Raw genomic sequence first — 20,543 nt, 5'->3', positions numbered from 1 at the left:
GAACACACATGTCGATTTACATCAACAAAGACACCAAGGTCATCACCCAGGGCATCACGGGCAAGACCGGCCAGTTCCACACCGAAAAGTGCCAGGAATACGCGAACGGCAAGAACTGCTTCGTCGCGGGCGTGAACCCCAAGAAGGCCGGTGAGTCGATCTTCAACATCCCGATCTACGCCTCCGTCAAGGAAGCCGCCACGCAGACCGGCGCCACCGTGTCGGTGATCTACGTGCCGCCCGCAGGTGCCGCCGCTGCCATCTGGGAAGCCGTGGAAGCCGACCTGGACATGGCCATCTGCATCACCGAAGGCATCCCCGTGCGCGACATGCTCGAAGTGCGCAACAAGATGAAGGCCAAGGAAGCTGCTGGCGGCAAGAAGACGCTGCTGCTGGGCCCCAACTGCCCCGGCATCATCACGCCCGACGAAATCAAGATCGGCATCATGCCCGGCCACATCCACCGCAAGGGCCGCATCGGCGTGGTGTCCCGTTCCGGTACGCTGACGTACGAAGCCGTGGCCATGCTGACCGAGGTGGGTCTGGGCCAATCGACCGCCGTGGGCATTGGCGGCGACCCGATCAACGGTCTCAAGCACATCGACGTGATGAAGGCCTTCAACGACGACCCCGACACCGACGCCGTGATCATGATCGGCGAAATCGGCGGTCCTGATGAAGCCGAGGCCGCCCAGTGGTGCAAGGCCAACATGAAGAAGCCCATCGTCGGCTTCATCGCTGGCGTGACCGCCCCTCCCGGCAAGCGCATGGGCCACGCCGGCGCGCTGATCTCCGGCGGGGCCGACACGGCCGATGCCAAGCTCGCCATCATGGAAGAGTGCGGTTTCGTCGTGACGCGCAACCCCTCGGAGCTGGGCAAGCTGCTCAAGGCACAGCTCAAGTGAGTGCAGCGCCTGTGGGCGCGTCCGACCGAAGCGCCTGTGGCCTGTGCCCAGGCGCTTTTTGTTTCTGGTGCTGACAATTTTGTCGGATCCGGCGCAGGCAAACCCTGTCGCTATGGCTGGGTAACTGGTCATAGCCTCATGGCGTGGCCCCGGATGTCGGGGCGCAATTCTTGCTTACATAGAGTGCGAACAACAGGGGTGCAAACAGTGGGTGGTCACCGAGGAGGGCGTCAGACATGGCAGCACGTGCTACGGCACGGGGCTGGGGCCGTGCTGGTGGCGCTGGTGCTGGGGCTGCTGCATCTCTTGTCTGGCGGTGCGCTGGATCGCCATCTGTTCGACGCTGCAGCGACAGGTGTGCATTCTGCGGAGCAACTGCATGCTGTGCCGGCGTGGGTAGTGGCTCTGCCTTGGCTGGGTGTGCAGGCGGCTCTGCTGGTGCTCGTCGGGGTCTTGCCGGTGTTGAGCGCGGTTGCCGGGGCAGGACTGGCCCTCGGTCTGGCGGGCGCGCTGCTGGCTTTGCAGTGGGGCGCCATGCAAGCGGCTTCTGTGGCGCTGCCGCTCACTCTGCCGGTGGAGGTGCTGGTGCTGGGTGGGTTGGTGCAGGTCCTGCTGGTGCGGGTCGATCCGGAGCACAAGGCGGTGGCTGCGCCGTCGGCCGCAGAGGTCGAATCCGAGCGCATGATGGGCTTGGCCTTGATGGGCCAAGGTCAATTGGATATGGCTTTTGAGCGCCTGCGCCGTGCGCGCGGCTTGCCGCAGGTGCAGGGCGAATTGCTGAACCTGGCCCATGAGTTCGAACAGAAGCATCGCTACGACCAGGCCGTGGCGGTGTATGAACACCTCCTGCGTCACGACCGCCAGCATGCCGAAGCGCGCAAGCGGCGCAAGCGTGCACGTCACCTGGCCGAAATAGCAGCCCAGGCCAGCAAGCCCCAGGAACTGCCATCGGATTCTGCGGCGCACCCTGCCACGCTGGGGCGCTATCAGATTGAAAAGGAGCTGGGTCGTGGTGCCATGGGCGTGGTCTATCAGGGGCGCGATCCCAAGATTGGCCGGATCGTGGCCATCAAGGCGCTGGCGCTGGGGCAGGAGTTCGATGGTGCGGCCCTTGTGGATGCTCGGGCGCGCTTTTTCCGTGAGGCCGAATCCGCAGGGCGGCTGCAGCACCAGAACATCGTCACCATCTATGACGCGGGTGAGGACCAGGGCCTGGCCTGGATCGCCATGGAACTGCTCAAGGGCCAGGACCTGAGCAGCGCTACCCAGCCGGGCAAGTTGCTGCCGGTGGAGCAGGTGGTGTCGATTGCGGCGCGGGTGGCCGATGCGTTGGACTATGCGCACCAGCAAAATGTGGTGCACCGTGACATCAAGCCCGCCAACATCATGTACGACCCGCGCGCCGACGCGGTCAAGGTATCGGACTTTGGCATCGCCCGCATCACCGACAGCAGCAAGACGCGCACCGGTCTCGTGCTGGGCACGCCCAGCTTCATGGCGCCCGAGCAGCTCGCGGGCCAGCGCGTGGATGGGCGATGCGATCTGTACGCCTTGGGCGTCACACTGTTCCAGCTGCTGAGCGGCCAGTTGCCCCTGCGCGGCAACTCCATGAGCGAGCTGATGCACCACATCGCCCATACGCCTGCCCCTGACCTGCGCACGCTGCGGCCAGAACTGCCGGCGGACCTGGCGCAGGTGGTGGAACAGGCCTTGCGCAAGAGCCCGCGCGAGCGCTTTCAGACCGGACGGCAGTTTGCTTCCGCCCTGCGTGGCGTGCACGCCACCCTCGGGGGGGCAGGCACCCCCGCGAACGTGTCGCCAGGGCAGGCGCTCGTCTATGATGCGCTCAGCAATCCCCCTGGGCACAATATGTCGGATTTCCAAGAAACCGTGATGGACGCGGCTGCGCCGCGCACGCCCGCAACGGGCCGGGACAAGGCCACGCCATGACGGGTTTGTCCATCAGTTACCAGTTCTGCGCGCTCACCGACCCGGGCCGTGTGCGCGCCAACAACGAAGACGCGGTCACGGTCGACCCTGTGGCGCAGCTCGCCGTGCTGGCTGACGGCATGGGGGGCTACAACGCTGGGGAGGTGGCCAGCGGCATGGCCACCACGTTCATTCAGGCCGAGCTCTCCCGTTGGATTGCGCAGGCAGGCACGCACCTCAAGGCGCAGGATTTGCGGCGTGCCATCGAGATCTGTGTGGATAACGCCAACCAGGCCATCCTGGGCGCTTCGGAGGCCAACCCGCAGTACATGGGCATGGGCACCACGTTGGTGGTGGGCGTGTTCCAGGGCACTCGTCTCATGCTGGGGCATATTGGCGATTCGCGCTGCTACCGTTTGCGTGAAGGGGTGCTGGAGCAGATCACGCGTGACCATTCCTGGTTGCAGGAACAGATCGACGCAGGCCTCATCACGCCGCAGCAGGCGGCGCTGTCGAGCAGCCGCAATCTCGTGACCCGCGCGCTGGGCGTGGAAGAAGACGTGCTGGTCGAAATCAATGAATTCCTTGTGGAGCCGCAGGACTTGTACCTGATGTGCTCCGACGGCCTGAGTGAGATGGTCGGGCACAAGGAGTTGACCGATCTGGCTGCTGCCAGCGTGCCTCTGGCTGACAAGGCGCGCCAGCTCATCGACGCCGCCAACGCCGCAGGTGGGCGGGACAACATCAGCGTGGTGCTAGTGCAGGCGGCGGCAGACAGTCCCAAACGAGGTTTCATGTCGCGCCTGTTGGGTGCGGCATAACCAGCCACAGATTCATTACTCAAGCTTAGAGAACTACAGGAGTTGGTCATGCCCAAAATGATCGTGTCGATCGACGGTGTCGTCATCAAGGAAGTGCAGCTCACCAAGGAGCGCACCACCCTCGGGCGTCGTCCCTACAACGACATCGTGATCGACAACTTGGCCGTCAGTGGAGAGCACGCGGTGTTCCACATGCATGGCGAGGAAGTCGAGGTCGAAGACCTGGGCAGCACGAATGGCACCTATGTCAATGGCAAGGCCGCCAAGCGCCAACCTTTGCGCAACGGCGACACCATAGAGGTGGGCAAGTACAAGATCCGCTTCCATGGCGACGAAGAGGCGGGCGGGTTCGAAAAGACCATGATCTTCAAGCCCGGCATGGTGCTGCCCCCGGCCATGCCACGGCCCGCTCCTGCAGCGGCTCCAGCTGCTGCCGCAGCGCCGCTCCATGCGGTCATCAAGGTCATGAGTGGCGCGGCGGCTGGCCGCGAGGTGGCGCTCACCAAAGTAGTGACGACCATCGGCAAGCCTGGGCTGGCGGTGGCGTCCATCACGCGCAGAAACAACGGATTCGTGCTGGCCCACGTCGAAGGGCCAGATATGCCGTTGCACAATGGCCAGCGCATTGGAGGTACACCGGTGCCACTGCACAACGGTGACCGACTGGAGCTTGCTGGCACCGAAATGCAGTTCGTCCAGAGCTGACCAGTCCCTGGCCTGAGGCCATGACGCACCAGGCGCCTTCGGTCCAGGCCAAACGTTGGAGCGCTGCATTGCGCCGCCGCGGCTTGCGCCTCCTGGTTGCTTTTTTGCCCATGCTGCTGGCGTTGCTGCACGCCAGCGGTGCATGGCGCATGCCGGTGCTCGATCGGCTGGACCAGATCATTTACGACATCCGCTTGCGCGCCACCATGCCGCGCACGCTGGACGAGCGTGTGGTGATCGTCGATATTGACGAGCGCAGCCTGGAAGAAGTAGGCCATTGGCCCTGGGGGCGTGACAAACTGGCGCAATTGACCCAGGAGCTGTTGGAGCGCCAACAGGCGGCTGTCTTGGGTTTCGATGTCGTTTTTTCCGAGCCCGATGGCAGCTCAGGGCTGCGCCATCTGCAGCACTTGGCCCAGGGGGCATTGCGCGACATGCCCGGCTATGGGCAGGCCCTGCAGAAGCTGGCCCCGAAACTCGACTTTGACCAACGCTTCGCTGAAGTGCTGCGAGGGCAGAGCGTGGTGCTGGGGTACTACTTCACCAGCGACCGCGACGGTGGCGCGCGTGGCCAGCTCCCCCAGCCTGTGGTGACCCGCCAGCAATTGATGGGCCAGGCATTGCGCGCCACGGCCTGGAACGGGCATGGCAGCAACATCCCCTCGCTGGCCCAGGCGGCGCCCGTGGCGGGTTTTTTCAATGCCATGTCCGACGATGATGGCGTGGTGCGTTCATTGCCACTGCTGGCGCAGTACCAGGGGCAGTACTACGAATCCCTGGCGTTGGCCGTGTTTCGTACCCTGCTGGGCTTGCCGGAGGTGCGGCCCAGCTTTGCGGCGGGCGGCACGCAGGAATGGGCTGCCGTTCAGGGCATCGAACTGCACCAGGATGGGCGCAGCCAACTCATCCCCACCGACGATCGGTTGGCAGTGCTGGTGCCCTACCGAGGGCCCGGGGGACAGCAGGGCGGCTCGTTCAGCTATGTCTCTGCATCTGACGTGCTGCGGGGCAAGCTCCCGGCCGCGCAATTGCGGGACAAGGTGGTGTTGGTGGGCTCCACGGCGCCGGGGCTGCAGGATTTGCGCGCTACGCCTGTGGGGGGCGCCTATCCGGGCGTGGAGGCACACGCCAACCTCGTCGCCCGCTTTCTGGATGGGCAGGGCCCAGTGCAGCCGGATTACGCTCTGGGCTTTGACCTGGCGCAGATTGCCATCGCCGGCTTGTTGCTGGGACTGCTGTTGCCGTGGCTGGGGGCTGGCCTCGCATTGGCACTGAGTATCTCGGTGTTTGCGGCCTTGGTTGGTTTGAATCTGTGGCTGTTTCTGTCCCACAGCCTGGTGTTTCCCTTGGCCACCGTCTTGGTGATGGTGCTGCTGGCCTTTGCCCTGAACATGAGCTACGGCTATTTTGTGGAAAGCCGCACCAAGCGCGGACTGGCCCATTTGTTTGGTACCTACGTGCCGCCCGAGCTGGTGGATGAAATGGTGCGCGAGCCCGAGCGCTACAGCATGCAAGCGGCCATGCGTGAGCTGACGGTGATGTTCTGCGACATTCGCGGTTTCACCACCCTGTCCGAGCGCATGGAGCCGGTGCAGTTGCAGGCCTTGCTCAACACCTTGTTCAGCAGACTCACCCATGTCATCCGCCAGCAGCGCGGAACCATCGACAAATACATGGGCGACTGCGTCATGGCCTTCTGGGGCGCACCCGTGACCGCTCCCGACCATGCACACCTGGCGGTGCAGGCGGCACTGGACATGGTGCAGGCTGTGCACGCGGTCAATACCGAACACCAGGCGCAAGGCCTGCCCGTCATCGGCGTTGGGGTAGGACTCAACACCGGCCCCATGTGCGTGGGCGACATGGGCTCCGACGTGCGCCGCAGCTACACCGTCATCGGCGATGCGGTCAACCTCGGTTCCCGCCTGGAAGGGCTGTGCAAGGCCTATGGAGTCGAGATCGTTGCCAGCGAAAGCACGCGCGCGCAGGCGCCGGGTTTTGTCTGGCTCGAGCTGGACCGCGTCCGTGTCAAAGGCAAGGAGCAGGCCGTCGCCATCTACTACCCACTGGGTGTGGCGGGGCGGGTGGCGGGTGAAAACCTCCAGGCCATGGAATCCTGGCACCGCTGGCTGGCCGCATTCCGGGCGCAGAACTGGTCCTTGTGCGATGAACTCTGGCCCAGCATCCAATCCAACCCCGCAGGGGACAAGCTGCTGCACTTTTATGCGCAGCGTCTGCAAGAGCGTAGAGTGCTACCCTACGATCCAGATTGGGATGGGGCAACCCATTTCGACACCAAATAACAAGGCCACACCACCATGCAAGTGCGCGTGCTCGGTTGTTCTGGCGCCATCGCGCGGGACTGCCGCACCACCTCTTTCCTGATTGACGGGCGCATCCTCATCGACGCAGGTACGGGTGTGGGCGACCTCACCCTGGATGAAATGCAGGCGGTGGACGACGTCTTCCTTACCCATTCGCACCTGGACCATATCGCCGCGCTCCCCATGATGCTGGATGCGGTGGCCTCGCGCCGTGCCGAGCCGCTGCGCCTGCATGCGTTGCCCGACACCATTGCCGCGCTGCAGCAGCACATCTTCAATGACGTCATCTGGCCCGACTTCAGCCGCATCCCCAGCCAGACCCGTCCCTTTGTGCGCTACCTGCCCTTGCAGGTGGGGCAAGGCCTTCAAGTGACAGGCATCGACATAGAGGTTCTGCCGGCGCGCCATACCGTGCCGGCCGTGGGTTACGCAGTGCGGGGTGATACAGGGTGGTGGGTGTTCAGCGGTGACACCGGCGGCAGCTGCCCGGAATTCTGGCAACGTGTGAACCGGTTACCGCTGGCCGCACTGGTCATAGAAACCGCCTTCAGCAACCGCGAAGGTTCCCTCGCGCGACTGGCCCAGCACCTGGCTCCCCACGCCTTGGCCGAGGAACTGGCGCAACTGGCGCCTGGTCAACGTTGCCCCATCTACATCACCCACACCAAGCCCTTGGAGACGGATCTCATCATGCAAGAGATCCGTCGTTTCGATGCCAGCATTCCCCATGGTTTTGCGGCGCCGCATGACATTCGGTGGCTGCAGGCGGGGGATGTGTTCCAGGTTTGACATCTTTGAGTGACAGGAATGTCACTGGTGTTACTGGACGCGCGGTGGTTGGTGTCAGCAAGCAGTGGACGCCTTGTTGGGCTGGGTTGGCATGCAACGTGCTTGTTATAGTGCGTCAATCGACTTTTTCAACTCTCCAAGGAGTGATTTATGAAGCGTTTTATGCAAAAGGGTTTTACCCTGATCGAATTGATGATCGTTGTGGCGATCATTGGTATCTTGGCTGCCATTGCGCTGCCTGCTTACCAGGACTACACAGTCCGCACTCGAGTTTCTGAAGGCTTGGGCCTTGCCGAAAGTGCAAAAAGCATGCTGGGCAGTGATGCTACGTCTGTCGATGATCTGGCGAACGTGGTGACCACTTGGAATGCACAAGCAGGCAATACTGGTGCAAATTCTAAGTTTGTTGAAAAAGTGCAAATCAGTGATACGGGTGAAATCACGGTGACCTACCGTGCTGCCGCAGTCGGTGTGGCTGCCGCAAAAAATACCGTGAATATTAACCCGTTTGTACGCGATACTGCTGCTGCGCCAACACAGCTGAAGGCCGCATTGACGGCAGGGGTGAGCGGAGCGATCGACTGGGCTTGCGCTTCGGATACCCAAGTTTCTGCCACGAAAGCAAGCATGAAGGCAACAGCGGGTACACTGGAAGCGAAGTACGCTCCTGCTATTTGCCGATAATTTTTCCTACCTCACGAAAAGGAGTGCCCGGCACTCCTTTTTTTTAACCGCCGATGTCGCGCCACTGGTCCATTCTTTCCAATTGGATGGTGAATGCCGTTATGCTGGCCTTCGCCGCTCCTTTGATTTTTGGCGTATGGTACCCGTATCCCACGCTTCACGTCCTTGAAATGGGACGCACGCTATGCACGATTTTAGGCATCCAATTTTTCCTTGCCGTAGCACTACCCATCCTTCTAATAAAAACAAATAAAACAAAAAAAGCATTGGCCATTGATTGGACGTTGATCATTGCCATCCAAATTGCAGCGTTTTTATTAGGATTTTTTGTCTTAATCAACGGACGGCCCGTTGCCATAGTATTTGAGCGCGACAGGTTTGTCGTCTTGCAAGCCAACGAAGTGGTATGGCGCTCATCCAAAGGAAACGATCATTGCGCAATACAGGGCTCACTGCGCGGTCCCTTGCTGGTCGCCGTTGACTTTCAAAATCCAAAACTCTCTTCCACTGAATTGATTTTTCAATCCTTGCAAGGCATCGAGCCGAGCCAGCGCGAAGAATTATGGACAGATTATGCCTCTGCCTCCAAACAGGCGCTGGACGCCGCCAAACCGGCAACCGACCTGCGCCCAGAAGATTTTGAGAAATTTTTCATGAAAAAAATCAACAGCCCACTGACGGCGGACATGTTAGCAGATCAAATAAAATTCATTCCATTCACCAGCACAAAAAACAAGGAATGGATCGTTTTCCTGGACAATTCAGGCCATGCCCGCGAATATGCACCAATAGATGGCTTTAAACAATATAAATAATAGCACATCAAAACGAGACCAATAGCAGCCCCATCATCACCCGCCAAACAAGGAGCCAAATTGATTATTTTACAAAAGAACACAATACGTTTGTCACTGCTATTCGTATTTGTCTTGTCTGGGTTTGCCGGATTGATTTATCAATCGATTTGGACGCACTATCTCGGATTATTTTTGGGGCATGCCGCCTATGCGCAGGCTCTGGTGCTCGCGATATTCATGGGCGGAATGGCTCTGGGCGCTGTGAGCGTGGCGCGCATGGGCTTGCAATGGCGTAACTTGATCAAAGTCTACGCCGCCATCGAGCTGGTGATCGGTGTATTTGGTCTGGTTTTTCATTGGATTTTTAATACTATTGCCGCATTTAGTTATGACGTGATTATTCCATTGCTGGGATCTTCGTTGAGCATCGATTTATTGCGATGGTCTGTTGCGGCTGCGCTCATCTTGCCACAAACCGTTTTGCTCGGAATGACCTTCCCCTTGATGAGCGCGGGATTAATCAGAAAATTCCCAGAAGGCGCAGGCGGATTATTAGGCGGCCTTTATTTTACAAATAGCATCGGCGCCGCTGCGGGCGCACTGATTGCGGTATTTGCTTTGGTTCCCTGGGTTGGACTGCCAGGAGCGATGATTTTTGCATCTGCTTTTAACTTTCTGGTTGCCATATTGGCATGGCTTCTTGCGGGCAAGGATCAAACAAAAGCCCCTGTCAGCAACGCCTCCTTGATAAGCAAAGCAGATCAGAACGGCAGGAAAAGTAGACTGATCCGATCCGTTCTGTGGGGAACCGCTATATCGGGCGCTGCCTCTTTTGCCTACGAAATCGTATGGATACGAATGCTGAGCATGGCAGTCGGCAGTACCATGCATGCATTTGAATTAATGCTTGCATCCTTTATCGGCGGTATCGCATTCGGAGGATTGTGGGTCCGCAAAAGAGCTGATACCGTCGATCAACCATTGAAACTTGTTGGGTGGATGCAAGTTTTCATGGGTTCTGCTGCTTTGATTTCGCTGATAGTTTACGGCAACTCATTTGAATGGGTCGGCTGGTTGATCCAGTCGCTGGCAAGAACAGATGAAGGTTACGCGCTGTTCAACATAGGAACAGCAGTGATTGCTATAGCTATCATGCTGCCCGCCGCGTTCTTTGCTGGGACGACGCTGCCCCTTTTCACCGTGGCGTTGCTGCGCGATGGCGCCGGCGAGGGCGCCATTGGCAAGGTTTATGCGGCAAACACGATTGGGTCAATAGCAGGTGTGTTCATCGCGATTCATCTGCTAATTCCCATCGTTGGATTGAAACTCACTTTGTGCATTGCTGCACTTGTGGACATTGCTGTCGGCCTCTTGTTTTTGCGAGCTTTTGTGAGTGATAGGCGCTCTCTCAGGGGTTTCGGACTCGCCGCCGCTCTTTCCGTATTCTTCCTTGTCATCGGCTTGCGTGTGCCATTTGATGCCATGCGATTAGCTTCTGGCGTATTTCGATCAGGCAACTCTCAGCTCACCAATGAGGATAATATCGTTTTCTATCGCGATGGAAAAACCGCAAGTGTTGCTGTCATCGCAAACCGTGATGCAAAAACGCTTCGGATAGCAACCAATGGCAAGGTGGATGCTGCAGTACTGATGTCAGATCACGGCATTCCACCGCATGACGAGCCCACAATGGTTATGGCGGCTGCATTGCCACTTGCTATCGTCGACCAACCGAAAAATGTAGGCGTGATCGGCTTTGGTTCTGGATTGACATCACATACCTTACTTGGCGATACACGCATCCAAAAAGTGGACACCATTGAAATAGAAAAAGTAATGGTAGATGGTGCTAAGCTCTTCGGCAAAAGAGTTGAACGCGCATACTCCGATCCGCGCTCCACGATTGTCATTGATGATGCGAAAGCATTTTTTTCGGGGCAGAAAACGAAGTACGATATCATCATTTCCGAACCGTCCAATCCATGGATCAGCGGAGTAGGAGCGCTTTTTTCGGAGGAATTTTACAAATTCATTCCACGCCACCTGAGTGACAATGGCGTATTTGTTCAATGGGTGCAATTGTATGAAATCAACGAATCTCTGGTTGGCTCTATATTGCGGGGCTTAACCAGCTCATTTTCAGACTATCAAGCTTGGCTATCCAACGGGTCAGATCTATTGATAATTGCAACACCCAAAGGGAAAGTGCCTCCTGTTGATTTTTCAAAAATCCAGGACGGCGGATACTTACTCACGGAACTTCAAGCCCTGAATATCGCATCCTCTGACCAAATCTCCTTCAGAAGGGTGGCAGATGCAAGAATGTTGCGCGGCTTTTCACGTTTGTATGATCAGTTGCGTACCAATTCAGATTTCTACCCAGTGCTCGGCCTAAATGCTCCCCGCACACGTTTCAAACACCAAAACGCCGACCATTTACTCGAACTTCCACATCAGCCTACACTCATGCTGGAAATGCTGGGGGTAAGAGCCGCGATGCACTCAAAGCTTGAGCCATCAAATTTAAATCACTTTCCTGCAGAACTAGTAACGAAACGCGCGCGCGCCATTGGCGCCATTCTTCGTGGAGAGGAAGAAAACCATCAAGTAGCAGGTTTGCAACCAGGCCGATCTACCGCACCAGGTCTGTTACTCAAGAGTGCGGTACCTTATTGTGGAAAGCCTTGGACTAAGCAACAGATTTATGTTTTGGCAAGTCGCATGAGAGAAGTCGTTGATCTCACGATGGCATTTCTGACCCCGGAGCACATGAAAGGCGTTTGGATCGCCCCCCAATGGATTGATTGCGCTTCCATGCCAGATGAGATAAAAAGAACTCTCAAATTGCTCGAAGCCATGGCATCGAGAGACACTAGAAAAATGGAAGCCACCGCTAGAGAATGGCTTGACAATCGCCCTCACAACGCTGTGTTAGACGAAGAATTTGCGCCTGTGGCTTATTCCGCCATGTCACTGGCGTTAGCTCAGCAAGAAAAATGGGGAGATGTGGCCGCCATGGAAGATCAATATGGCACCAAAGTAAAATCTACCGGTGGCTATCAGCGCCAAAGATGGTTATTAAATGCAATGGCATTCGAGTAATCAAATGAAGCGCTAAATGGAGTCATTTGATAGGCAATAAAACGCAATTTTGCGGAATAAGGCGTCAAAGAAACTCCGGCATTGATAGGGCGCCGCACCCAGCGGTTGCGGTTACCCTCACAACGGAACGGGTTCAGGCTCCAGCATCCGGGACCGATGAGTGCGTATTCGCGCAGCGTGGGCAGTTTGCGGTACGCGACGATCCCGCCACGCCCAATCAAAGGCGTTGGTGGCGAGTAAGAGTGCTTCCAGCACCAGGACAAACGCGCTTTTGCTGCGGCTTTGTCCGCGGCCGCTCGCGAGACAGGTGGCTACCATAACGCCGAGGGGAGAAAACGCCTTGCCTTGCATTTTGTGCCGGAGATGGGCGCGCTGCACGGACCGCAGCGCAGGTGGTTGCGCAGAGCCATGGCTACGTTGGGTGCCGCGATCATACGAGTCTCGGACGCGGCAGCCATGGAAAAAGCCTCGCTGCCATGGTATTTGTGCGTGATGCGCAACCCGGCCTCCCAGGCGAGGGAGGTCCGGGTTTGCAAATGAGCTTGTGGCGTGGAGTGGATAGTGACGCGCCGCTCCGCACATGATGGGCCCCGCTACGATACGCGCGGGGGGGTGGGTAGTGGATGGGTTGTGCGTGCAGCGGTGTGGCTTGCGCGCCCCCGCCGGCCCATGGTGTCATGGCATCAGCGCACGCCATGAAAGGGGCGGCAAGGCACATGCATTTTTTGACTTGGCTGGGACCCGCGCTGGCGCTGGCAGTGCCGTTTTTGTTCTCCAGCACCCGTGCGCCTCTGACCAATTTCTGGCCGCTGATGTGCGCCTGGCTGTGCGCCGGGGTGCTGGCGTTGCTGCTGGTGTGGCAGGTGCGCCAGCCCGATGCGCCGGGCCGGCACGCGCTGGCGCGGCAATGCGCGGCGGGTGTGCTGCTGGCGGCTTTGCTGGGCAGTGCCGTAGGCCTGCTGCAGTACTTTGGCCAGACCGATGGCTGGTGGGGCTGGCTGCATCCCGCGCAACCGGGCGTGGCCATGGGACAGCTAAGGCAGCGCAACCAGCAGGCCTCATTGCTGAGCTTGGGTTTGTGGGCGTTGTGGTGGGTGGTGGCGCAGTCCATTCAAGGCCAGGTTAATCAAGGTACGGCGGTGCGGCAAGGCACGAGATCCATGGCCACAGTGGGGCTGGGCTTGCTCGTGGCCTGGGCGCTGGCCTTGCTGGCGGTGGGCAGTGCCGCCACTGCCTCGCGCACGGGGCTGGCGCAGTGGTTGATGTTGTGCGTGCTGTTGTTCTGGTGGCGCGTAAGCTGGGGGCTGGTGCCTTTGGGCTTGGCGCTGGCGGGGCTACTACTGTACGGGTGGGCGGCGTGGCTGTTACCGGAGCTGTTGTGGCAATGGACGGGCTTTCAGGCCGATGGGCTGTTCAGCCGCTTTGGGCAAGCGCCGGGCTGTACCAGTCGCGGTGTGCTGTGGGCCAACGTGTGGCACCTGATCCTGCAAAAACCCTGGCTGGGTTGGGGCTGGGGTGAGCTGGACTATGCGCACTACATCACCTTGTTTCCGGGCACGCGCTTTTGCGTGTTGCTGGACAACGCCCACAACCTGCCCCTGCATCTGGCGGTGGAGTTGGGCTTGCCCCTGGCTTTGCTGGTCAGCGGGCTGGTGCTGTGGTGGGTGTGGCGCGCACGCCCCTGGGCAGAAACCGACCCGGTGCGCCAGTTGGCATGGGGCATTCTGGCGGTAGTCGGCCTGCACAGCATGCTGGAGTTTCCGCTGTGGTACGGGCCGTTCCAGCTCGTCACGCTGTGGGCTTTGGCGCTGCTTTGGCGCGGGCCGGGGCTGGATGCAGCCGTGCGAGCCATGCGGCGCGTGCCCTTGGGTCTTTGGGTGCTGGTGGCGGTGGCGGGTCTGGTGCACTGGGGGGCGCTGGGGTGGCAGTACCACCGCGTCAGTCAAATCTACACGCCTGTGGCGCAGCGCATGCCTTCCATGCGCGACAACCCCCTGGCGCAGGTGCAAGGCAGTTGGGTTTTCAAAGATGCCATTGCCTTTGCCGAGCTGACCACCATGCCGGTCCACCGCGAAACCGCCCCGCAGTTGCACGCGCTGGCCCTGCGCATGCTGCACTATTCACCCGAGCCGCGCGTGATCGAGCGCCTGATCGAAAGCGCCACCTTGCTGGGTCTGGACGACGAAGCCGAGTTCCATTTGCAGCGCTACCGGGTGGCGTACCCCAAAGACCATGCGCGCTGGCAGAAGAAGAACGGGATGTCGGGCGAGCAGCTTATGCCTGGTCCGGAGCCGGGTGTGGTTGTGGCCCCGTCGTCATAGGCACGTCTTCGTACAGGGCTTCCAGCGGCACTTGAAGGCCCACGCTGGCCCATTCGACCTGGCCGCCAGCCTCGATGGGGTGCAGCACCCAGCGCTTGCTGTCGCCTTCGCGGCGAAACAGGTCCAGGCTCAGGCGCTCGGGGTCGATCAGGGCGTATTCGCGCAGCGTGGGCAGCTTGCGGTAGGCAGCAAACTTGGCTCCGCGGTCATAGGCGCTGGTGGCGGGGGACAGCACTTCCACCACCAGCACGGGGGCACTCTTGCTGTGGCTGTGCCCACGGTCGCTCTCGGCGCAGGTGACGAAGATGTCGGGGTAAAAAAATGCGTTGTCTTCTTCCACGCGCAGCTTCATGTCAGAGATGAACACGCTGCAGGGGCTGCCGCGCAGGTGGTTGCGCAGGGCCATGTACACATTCCCTGCCACCGTCACATGGGCATCAGACGCGCCCGCCATCGCAAACACCTCACCGTCGTGGTACTCGTGCTTGGTGCTTTGCTCGGCCTCCCAGGCAAGGTAGGCTTGGGCATCAAAAAACGGCTGTGGTGCGGGTAGGGACATGGCTCGCTCCGGGGTAGGTGGTCATGGTAGCAGTCGGCGCTTGGCAAGGAGCATCGTGCATCAGTCCGCCACATAGCTCCCCGACTTGCCCCCGTGCTTTTCCAGCACGCGCACGTCGTGGATGGACATGCCGCGATCGGCCGCCTTGCACATGTCGTAGATGGTGAGCAGGGCCACCTGCACGGCGGTGAGGGCCTCCATCTCCACGCCCGTGGGGCCCACCGTTTCCACCGTGGCGGTGCAGGCAATGCCGGTGGCGCCGGGGTACTGTGCGCTGGCGGGGGCAAAGTCCAGCGCCACGCGGGTCAGTGCCAAGGGGTGGCACAGGGGGATGAGGTCGCTGGTCTTCTTGGCGCCCTGGATGCCTGCGATGCGGGCAATGCCCAGCACATCCCCCTTCTTGGCGTTGCCGGCCTCGATGAGCGCCAGCGTGGCGGGCAACATTTCAATGCGGCCGCTGGCCACGGCCACGCGGTGGGTGGCCGCCTTGGCAGCCACATCCACCATGTGGGCCTGGCCCTGGGCGTCAAAGTGCGTGAGGGGGTTCATAGGTAAAGCTGTGACTCGGGCGGAAACTTTGGCAAGACAGGGCATCATACGGGCATGCGTACCCCATCGCTCTCTTGCACTGGTCCCCAAGCCCTGCTGGCTGCACCACCCGAAAAATCAATGCAAAAATGGCATCTGGGGCAATGTGTGCAAGCGCTGGCAGCTATTGGTTTTATAGCGATGGGGCTGCTTGCGCCCGTATCGGCACAGGCGCAAAACCGACTCCCCACCCTGGGCGACGGTGCTGAACTGACCACCAGTGCCGAACGGCGGCTGGGCGATGGCATTGCCCGCCAGCTCTACCGCGACCCTGACTACCTGGACGACCCGGTGCTCGTGGAGTACGTGCAGACCCAGTGGCAGGCTTTGTTGGCGGCGGCGCGGGCGCAGGGTGAGGTGTCGCCCGAGCTGGACGAGCGCTTTGCCTGGGAGGTGCTGCTGGGCCGAGACCGCAGCGTCAATGCCTTTGCTCTGCCGGGGGGCTACCTGGGCGTGCACCTGGGCCTGATTGGCGTGACTGCCAGCCGTGACGAGCTGGCCTCGGTGCTGGCGCACGAACTCAGCCACGTCACGCAGCGCCACATTGCCCGCCTGGTGGCGCAGCAAGGCAAGCAGGCGCCGCTGTTGCTGGGCAGCATGATTCTGGCGGTGCTGGCGGCGAGCAAGAACCCCGAAGCTGCGCAGGCCCTGGCGGTGGGCGGGCAGGCGCTGGCGGTGCAAAACCAGCTCAACTTTTCGCGCGACATGGAGCGCGAAGCCGACCGCGTGGGCTTTGGTCTGATGGACAGCGCAGGCTTTGCGCCCCAGGGTTTTGTCGCCATGTTCGACAAACTCCAGCAGGCCAACCGGCTCAACGACAACGGCTCCTGGCCCTACCTGCGCAGCCACCCGCTGACCACGCAGCGCCAGGCCGACATGCAGGCGCGCCTGCCCGCCGGGGGTGCACAGGCGCAGCCCACGCTGGAGCATGCGCTGATGGCAGCGCGTGCGCGCGTGCAATCGCGCCCCGGCACCGACGTGCTGCGCCAATGGATGGCCGAGCCCCAGGGCAGCAGCTTTGCCGAATTGCCTGCACCCCGCAGGGCAGCGGCCTTGTATGCAGCGGCGTTGGCAGCCAGCCATCTGCGCGATGTAGCGCTGGCGCGCAAGCTGCTTCCCCGCCTGCAGCAAACCGTGCAAGGCGATGCCGTGGCGCAGCGTCAGGTCGGGCTGCTGGCTGCGGAGGTGGAACTGGCGGGTGGCGACGCCAGTGCCGCCCTGCGCCACCTGCCGCCCCATCCGCGCACCCGGCCCGAACTGCTGCTGCGGGGTCAGGCCCTGCTGCAGGTGGCCACCAAGGCGCCGCAGCCCGATGCAGCGGCCCTGGCGGCCCAGACCGAGTCCCTGCAGACCTGGCTGGCCTTGCACCCGCGCGATGCCGGTGCCTGGCTGCAGCTGGCCCAACTATGGCAGGCCCAAGGTGTGCCACTGCGTGCCGTGCGCGCCGAAGCCGAAGCCCATGCCGCCCGCTACGACTACGCTGCGGCGGTGGACCGTTTCAAGGCCGGGCAAGACCTGGCGCGCCGCAGCACCACGGCCGCCGACCATGTGGAGGCCTCCATCATCGACACGCGGCTGCGTGCCGTGGAGTCACTGCTTCGAGAACAGGCCGCCGAGCGCTGACTCGATGACCAGCCCCAGCACCGAATAGATCAGCGAGCCCAGCAGGGCCGCGCCGAAGCCGGTGACGTGGAAGCCGTCGAGCACGCTCGCAGCAGCCCAGAACATGAGCGCATTGATGACGAACAGGAACAGCCCCAGCGTGACGATGGTGACCGGCAGCGTCAGCAGCACCAGCAGGGGCCGCAGCACCACGTTGAACAGCCCGATGACAAAGGCCGCGAGCAGGGCCGACGGGAAGCTCTGTACCTGCACGCCACCGTAGATGTAGGCCACAAACAGCAGCGCGCAGGCGCTGAGCAGCCATTTGGCAAGGAGTTTCATAGATTCAGCATAACGCAAACCCATGTCAGTTATCCATGGCGGCTCGCGCCGCCACCCGTGACGCAGGAAACCGGCGCTGCCCAGGCCAGGGCTCCCGCGCAAGGGCCGCCCCGCCGCGCCGGGAGCGTCCCCCTGCCCGCATTGCGCAGCAATGCGAGAGCGGGGGGAAGGCCCGCAGGGCCACAGGGGGGCTCTTCAGGCGGCAGCGCTTTGCTGGCGCGCCAGCATCCACTTGCCCAGTGCCAGCACCAGCAGGGCACCGGCCACGCCTGCACCGTACTTCAGGGCATCGCCCACGGGGGCGATCTTGGGCATCCAGGCCAGCGTGTCGGGGCTGACCAGGGCGGGGTCGGACAAGACCATGGTGCCCGCGATCCAGCCCAGCAACATGCCCCCCAGGGTGATGATCATGGGGAAGCGGTCCATCAGCTTGATGACGAGCTGGCTGCCCCACACGATGATGGGAATGCTCACCAGCAGGCCGAAGATGACCAGGGGCATCTGGTGGTGGTCCGAAGCGCCCTGGGCCGCGCCAGCGATGGCGATGACGTTGTCGATGCTCATCACCAGGTCTGCCACGATGATGGTCTTGACGGCTGCCAGCAGCTTGTCGCTGGCCTGGATGTTGCCGTGGTCATCTTCCGGGTCGGGCGCCAGCAGCTTGACGCCGATCCATACCAGCAAGGCTGCGCCTGCCAGTTTGAGGAACGGAATCGCCAGCAGCGTGAGCGCAAAGAAGATCAGCACCACACGCAGCGCGATGGCGCCCGCCGTGCCCCACAGAATGCCCTTGGTGCGCTGGTGCGCAGGCAGCTTGCGGCAGGCCAGGGCAATGACGACGGCGTTGTCGCCGCCCAGAAGAATGTCGATCATGATGATCTGACCGACGGCGACCCAGAACTCGGGGGTCAAAAACTGTTCCATGCCATCTCCAGTGAAAAGGCCGAAGGGTTTACTTCCAGCGCACCGGCTCCAGGTGCACGCTGCCCAGGGTGCTGCTGAGCGTGAGTGCGCCTTCCTGCACCGTGGCCTGCAACTGCATGCTGCGCTCGGCGAGCTGTGCCAGGGCCTGCGCGGACTCGGCGGGAATGCGCCAGACCTGCAACCGGTCCAGGCGCGAGAGCTTGGTTTCAATGCCTTTCCACCACACCTCGGCCGCATGGTGGAAGCAATAGACGATCACGGCGTCGGCCTTGCTGCAGGCCTTGGCCAGGGGCTTGTCCTCGGGCTGGCCGACTTCGATCCAGACGCGCTTGCGGCCCGTGAAGTCGGTGAGCGAGGCGTCCGGGTCGTCCGGGTCCGACAGGCCCGCACCAAAGGCCAAGGTGCCATCGCCGTTGCACAGGTCGTTGAGCTGGTGCGCGGCCAGGGCCAGCGCCGCCAGCCGCACCATCATGCGCTCGTCGGTCTCGCTGGGGTGGCGTGCCAGGGTGAGCGCATGGTCGGAGTAGTAGCCGTGGTCGATGTCGGCGATCGCAAGGTTCGCCTTGAAGATGGTGGATTTGAGGGCCATGTGCTATAGAAAATGTAGCTACCAGCGCTTGTTTGATAAGCGCTGGAGGCCAAAATCATTCAAAAATCAGACGCGCCGAGCCAGCTCTGCCGCCTTGCCCACGTAACTGGCGGGCGTCATGGCGAGCAGGCGGTCCTTGTCGGCCTGGGGAATGTCCAGCCCCTGGATCAGGCCGTGCAGCGCCTGGGCTGTCACGCTCTTGCCGCGCGTCACTTCCTTGAGCTTTTCGTAGGCGCCGGGCACGCCGTAGCGGCGCATCACGGTCTGGATGGGCTCGGCCAGCACTTCCCAGGCGGCGTCCAGGTCGGCGGCCAGGGCTTCCTCGTTGAGTTCGAGCTTGTTCAGCCCGGTCATCAGCGAGCTGTAGGCCAGCACGCTGTAGCCCATGGCCACGCCGATGTTGCGCAGCACGGTGCTGTCGGTCAGGTCGCGCTGCCAGCGGCTGACGGGGAGTTTTTCCGACAGGTGGCGCAAGACTGCGTTGGCCAGGCCCAGGTTGCCCTCGGCGTTTTCAAAGTCGATGGGGTTGACCTTGTGCGGCATGGTCGAGGAGCCGATCTCGCCCGCCTTGAGCTTTTGCTTGAAGTAACCCAGGCTCACATAGCCCCAGATGTCGCGCGACAGGTCCACCAGGATGGTGTTGGCGCGCGCCGTGGCGTCGAACAGCTGCGCCATGTAGTCGTGCGGCTCGATCTGGATGCTGTAGGGCTGGAAGGTCAGGCCCAGGCCCAGCGGCTCGGGCGTCTCCACGACCTTGCGGCTGAAGGCCTCCCAGTCGAAGTCGGGCCAGGCCGACAGGTGGGCGTTGTAGTTGCCCACGGCGCCGTTCATCTTGCCCAGGATCTTGACCTCGGCGATGGCGGTGCAGGCGGCGCTCAGGCGCACCACCACGTTGGCCAGCTCCTTGCCCACGGTGGTGGGGCTGGCGGTCTGGCCGTGCGTGCGGCTGAGCATGGGCACGTCGGCGTACTGGTGCGCCATCTCGCGCAGGCGCTGCACGATGCGCTCCAGCGCGGGCAGCAGCACCTGGTCGCGCCCGGCACGCAGTTGCAGCGCGTGGCTGGTGTTGTTGATGTCTTCGCTGGTGCAGGCAAAGTGCACGAACTCGGCGGCCTTTTCCAGCTCGGGGCGGGCCTCGAACTTGGACTTGATCCAGTACTCCACCGCCTTGACGTCGTGGTTGGTGGTTTTTTCGATGTCCTTGATGGCGGCCGAATCCTGCTCGGAAAAATTCTTGACCAGACTCAGCAAGTAAGCACGTGCTCCGGTGGAAAGGGGCTTGAATTCAGCAAAACCGGCGTCCGACAGCGCAATGAACCAAGCGATTTCGACCTGAACGCGGCGGTGCATGTAGCCGTGCTCGCTCATGATGGGGCGCAGCGGGGCAAGCTTGGCGGCGTAGCGGCCGTCCAACGGAGAAAGGGCGGTGATGGTGGTCTGGCTCATGGCGTGACATTGTAGGCGGGGCGCATCATTGGGTGCTTTGGGCGTCAGGCGGGCGTGGGCGGCTGTCGATAGAATCAGCGGCCCGGCGTCCCCCCGACGCCTCGACGCCCCTTGGG

The 20,543-nt window shown here is 61.4% G+C and carries 17 protein-coding genes; 11 read left to right on the top strand and 6 right to left on the bottom strand.

Annotated features, from left to right (window positions below; genetic code table 11):
* The first annotated feature begins 8 nt into the window (after positions 1-8).
* The 10 genes from sucD to MJ602_RS00515 all read left to right on the top strand — a co-directional run bounded on the left by sucD (position 9) and on the right by MJ602_RS00515 (position 14,377).
* On the top strand, positions 9-905 hold the full coding sequence (gene sucD / locus MJ602_RS00565) for a succinate--CoA ligase subunit alpha (protein WP_243018984.1): 897 nt from the start codon (positions 9-11) through the stop codon (positions 903-905).
* A gap of 246 nt (positions 906-1,151) precedes the next feature.
* A complete protein-coding gene (locus MJ602_RS00560; RefSeq protein WP_243018983.1) occupies positions 1,152-2,855 on the top strand; it encodes a serine/threonine-protein kinase in 1,704 nt (567 codons plus the stop codon).
* Positions 2,852-3,655, top strand: coding sequence for a Stp1/IreP family PP2C-type Ser/Thr phosphatase (locus tag MJ602_RS00555; protein WP_162014792.1), 804 nt, complete (start codon positions 2,852-2,854; stop codon positions 3,653-3,655). Before MJ602_RS00560 ends, MJ602_RS00555 begins: the two co-directional genes overlap by 4 nt.
* A 48-nt stretch (positions 3,656-3,703) precedes the next feature.
* The gene (locus tag MJ602_RS00550; RefSeq protein ID WP_162014793.1) at positions 3,704-4,360 is read left to right on the top strand and encodes an FHA domain-containing protein; all 657 of its coding nucleotides are present in this window, start codon (positions 3,704-3,706) and stop codon (positions 4,358-4,360) included.
* A 110-nt stretch (positions 4,361-4,470) separates the two neighbouring features.
* Positions 4,471-6,663, top strand: a complete 2,193-nt coding sequence (locus tag MJ602_RS00545; protein WP_243018982.1) for a CHASE2 domain-containing protein — start codon at positions 4,471-4,473, stop codon at positions 6,661-6,663.
* A gap of 15 nt (positions 6,664-6,678) precedes the next feature.
* Positions 6,679-7,473, top strand: a complete 795-nt coding sequence (locus MJ602_RS00540) for an MBL fold metallo-hydrolase (RefSeq protein WP_243018981.1) — start codon at positions 6,679-6,681, stop codon at positions 7,471-7,473.
* 150 nt (positions 7,474-7,623) lie between these two features.
* Complete coding sequence (locus MJ602_RS00530) at positions 7,624-8,157, top strand: pilin (protein WP_279235517.1); 534 nt, start codon at positions 7,624-7,626, stop codon at positions 8,155-8,157.
* 53 nt (positions 8,158-8,210) lie between these two features.
* A complete protein-coding gene (locus MJ602_RS00525; RefSeq protein ID WP_243018980.1) occupies positions 8,211-8,972 on the top strand; it encodes a hypothetical protein in 762 nt (253 codons plus the stop codon).
* Positions 8,973-9,032: 60 nt separating this feature from the next.
* On the top strand, positions 9,033-12,056 hold the full coding sequence (locus MJ602_RS00520) for a fused MFS/spermidine synthase (RefSeq protein WP_243018979.1): 3,024 nt from the start codon (positions 9,033-9,035) through the stop codon (positions 12,054-12,056).
* A gap of 716 nt (positions 12,057-12,772) precedes the next feature.
* Positions 12,773-14,377 carry a Wzy polymerase domain-containing protein gene (locus tag MJ602_RS00515; RefSeq protein WP_243018978.1) on the top strand — a complete coding sequence of 535 codons (1,605 nt, stop codon included), beginning with the start codon at positions 12,773-12,775 and terminating at the stop codon, positions 14,375-14,377.
* Here MJ602_RS00515 and MJ602_RS00510 read toward each other — a convergent pair.
* Together MJ602_RS00510 and moaC are read right to left on the bottom strand one after the other, a co-directional pair.
* Positions 14,331-14,936, bottom strand: coding sequence for a Uma2 family endonuclease (locus MJ602_RS00510; RefSeq protein WP_243018977.1), 606 nt, complete (start codon positions 14,934-14,936; stop codon positions 14,331-14,333). The genes MJ602_RS00515 and MJ602_RS00510 overlap by 47 nt on opposite strands.
* Before the next feature lie 60 nt (positions 14,937-14,996).
* Positions 14,997-15,485 carry a cyclic pyranopterin monophosphate synthase MoaC gene (gene moaC, locus MJ602_RS00505; protein ID WP_243018976.1) on the bottom strand — a complete coding sequence of 163 codons (489 nt, stop codon included), beginning with the start codon at positions 15,483-15,485 and terminating at the stop codon, positions 14,997-14,999.
* A 120-nt stretch (positions 15,486-15,605) separates the two neighbouring features.
* Here moaC and MJ602_RS00500 point away from each other — a divergent pair, with 120 nt between their 5' ends.
* Positions 15,606-17,147, top strand: a complete 1,542-nt coding sequence (locus MJ602_RS00500; RefSeq protein WP_423246674.1) for a M48 family metalloprotease — start codon at positions 15,606-15,608, stop codon at positions 17,145-17,147.
* Here the strand turns inward: MJ602_RS00500 and MJ602_RS00495 are convergent.
* The 4 genes from MJ602_RS00495 to purB form a co-directional block, all read right to left on the bottom strand.
* Positions 17,115-17,468, bottom strand: coding sequence for a phage holin family protein (locus MJ602_RS00495; RefSeq protein ID WP_162014801.1), 354 nt, complete (start codon positions 17,466-17,468; stop codon positions 17,115-17,117). The two genes, MJ602_RS00500 and MJ602_RS00495, sit on opposite strands and share 33 nt — an antisense overlap.
* Before the next feature lie 195 nt (positions 17,469-17,663).
* Complete coding sequence (locus tag MJ602_RS00490; protein WP_243018975.1) at positions 17,664-18,392, bottom strand: TerC family protein; 729 nt, start codon at positions 18,390-18,392, stop codon at positions 17,664-17,666.
* A gap of 28 nt (positions 18,393-18,420) precedes the next feature.
* Complete coding sequence (locus MJ602_RS00485; RefSeq protein WP_243018974.1) at positions 18,421-18,981, bottom strand: YaeQ family protein; 561 nt, start codon at positions 18,979-18,981, stop codon at positions 18,421-18,423.
* Positions 18,982-19,047: 66 nt separating this feature from the next.
* Positions 19,048-20,427, bottom strand: coding sequence for an adenylosuccinate lyase (gene purB / locus MJ602_RS00480; RefSeq protein ID WP_243018973.1), 1,380 nt, complete (start codon positions 20,425-20,427; stop codon positions 19,048-19,050).
* Positions 20,428-20,543 lie beyond the last annotated feature (116 nt).

The sequence above is a fragment of the Simplicispira sedimenti genome (assembly GCF_022760965.1).
GTDB classification, from domain to species: Bacteria; Pseudomonadota; Gammaproteobacteria; order Burkholderiales; family Burkholderiaceae_C; genus Simplicispira; species Simplicispira sedimenti.
The sequence above is the reverse complement of the archived record's forward strand: the minus strand, read 5'-3'. Positions and strand labels throughout refer to the sequence as shown.

Coding starts and splice junctions, on each gene's coding strand:
- MJ602_RS00530 (WP_279235517.1), top strand. CDS start 7,624: ATGAAGCGTTTTATGCAAAAGGGTTTTACCCTGATCGAATTGATGATC.
- purB (WP_243018973.1), bottom strand. CDS start 20,427: ATGAGCCAGACCACCATCACCGCCCTTTCTCCGTTGGACGGCCGCTAC.
- MJ602_RS00545 (WP_243018982.1), top strand. CDS start 4,471: ATGCTGCTGGCGTTGCTGCACGCCAGCGGTGCATGGCGCATGCCGGTG.
- MJ602_RS00550 (WP_162014793.1), top strand. CDS start 3,704: ATGCCCAAAATGATCGTGTCGATCGACGGTGTCGTCATCAAGGAAGTG.
- sucD (WP_243018984.1), top strand. CDS start 9: ATGTCGATTTACATCAACAAAGACACCAAGGTCATCACCCAGGGCATC.
- MJ602_RS00485 (WP_243018974.1), bottom strand. CDS start 18,981: ATGGCCCTCAAATCCACCATCTTCAAGGCGAACCTTGCGATCGCCGAC.
- MJ602_RS00490 (WP_243018975.1), bottom strand. CDS start 18,392: ATGGAACAGTTTTTGACCCCCGAGTTCTGGGTCGCCGTCGGTCAGATC.
- MJ602_RS00510 (WP_243018977.1), bottom strand. CDS start 14,936: ATGTCCCTACCCGCACCACAGCCGTTTTTTGATGCCCAAGCCTACCTT.
- MJ602_RS00495 (WP_162014801.1), bottom strand. CDS start 17,468: ATGAAACTCCTTGCCAAATGGCTGCTCAGCGCCTGCGCGCTGCTGTTT.
- MJ602_RS00515 (WP_243018978.1), top strand. CDS start 12,773: ATGCATTTTTTGACTTGGCTGGGACCCGCGCTGGCGCTGGCAGTGCCG.
- MJ602_RS00500 (WP_423246674.1), top strand. CDS start 15,606: ATGCAAAAATGGCATCTGGGGCAATGTGTGCAAGCGCTGGCAGCTATT.
- MJ602_RS00540 (WP_243018981.1), top strand. CDS start 6,679: ATGCAAGTGCGCGTGCTCGGTTGTTCTGGCGCCATCGCGCGGGACTGC.
- moaC (WP_243018976.1), bottom strand. CDS start 15,485: ATGAACCCCCTCACGCACTTTGACGCCCAGGGCCAGGCCCACATGGTG.
- MJ602_RS00555 (WP_162014792.1), top strand. CDS start 2,852: ATGACGGGTTTGTCCATCAGTTACCAGTTCTGCGCGCTCACCGACCCG.
- MJ602_RS00525 (WP_243018980.1), top strand. CDS start 8,211: ATGTCGCGCCACTGGTCCATTCTTTCCAATTGGATGGTGAATGCCGTT.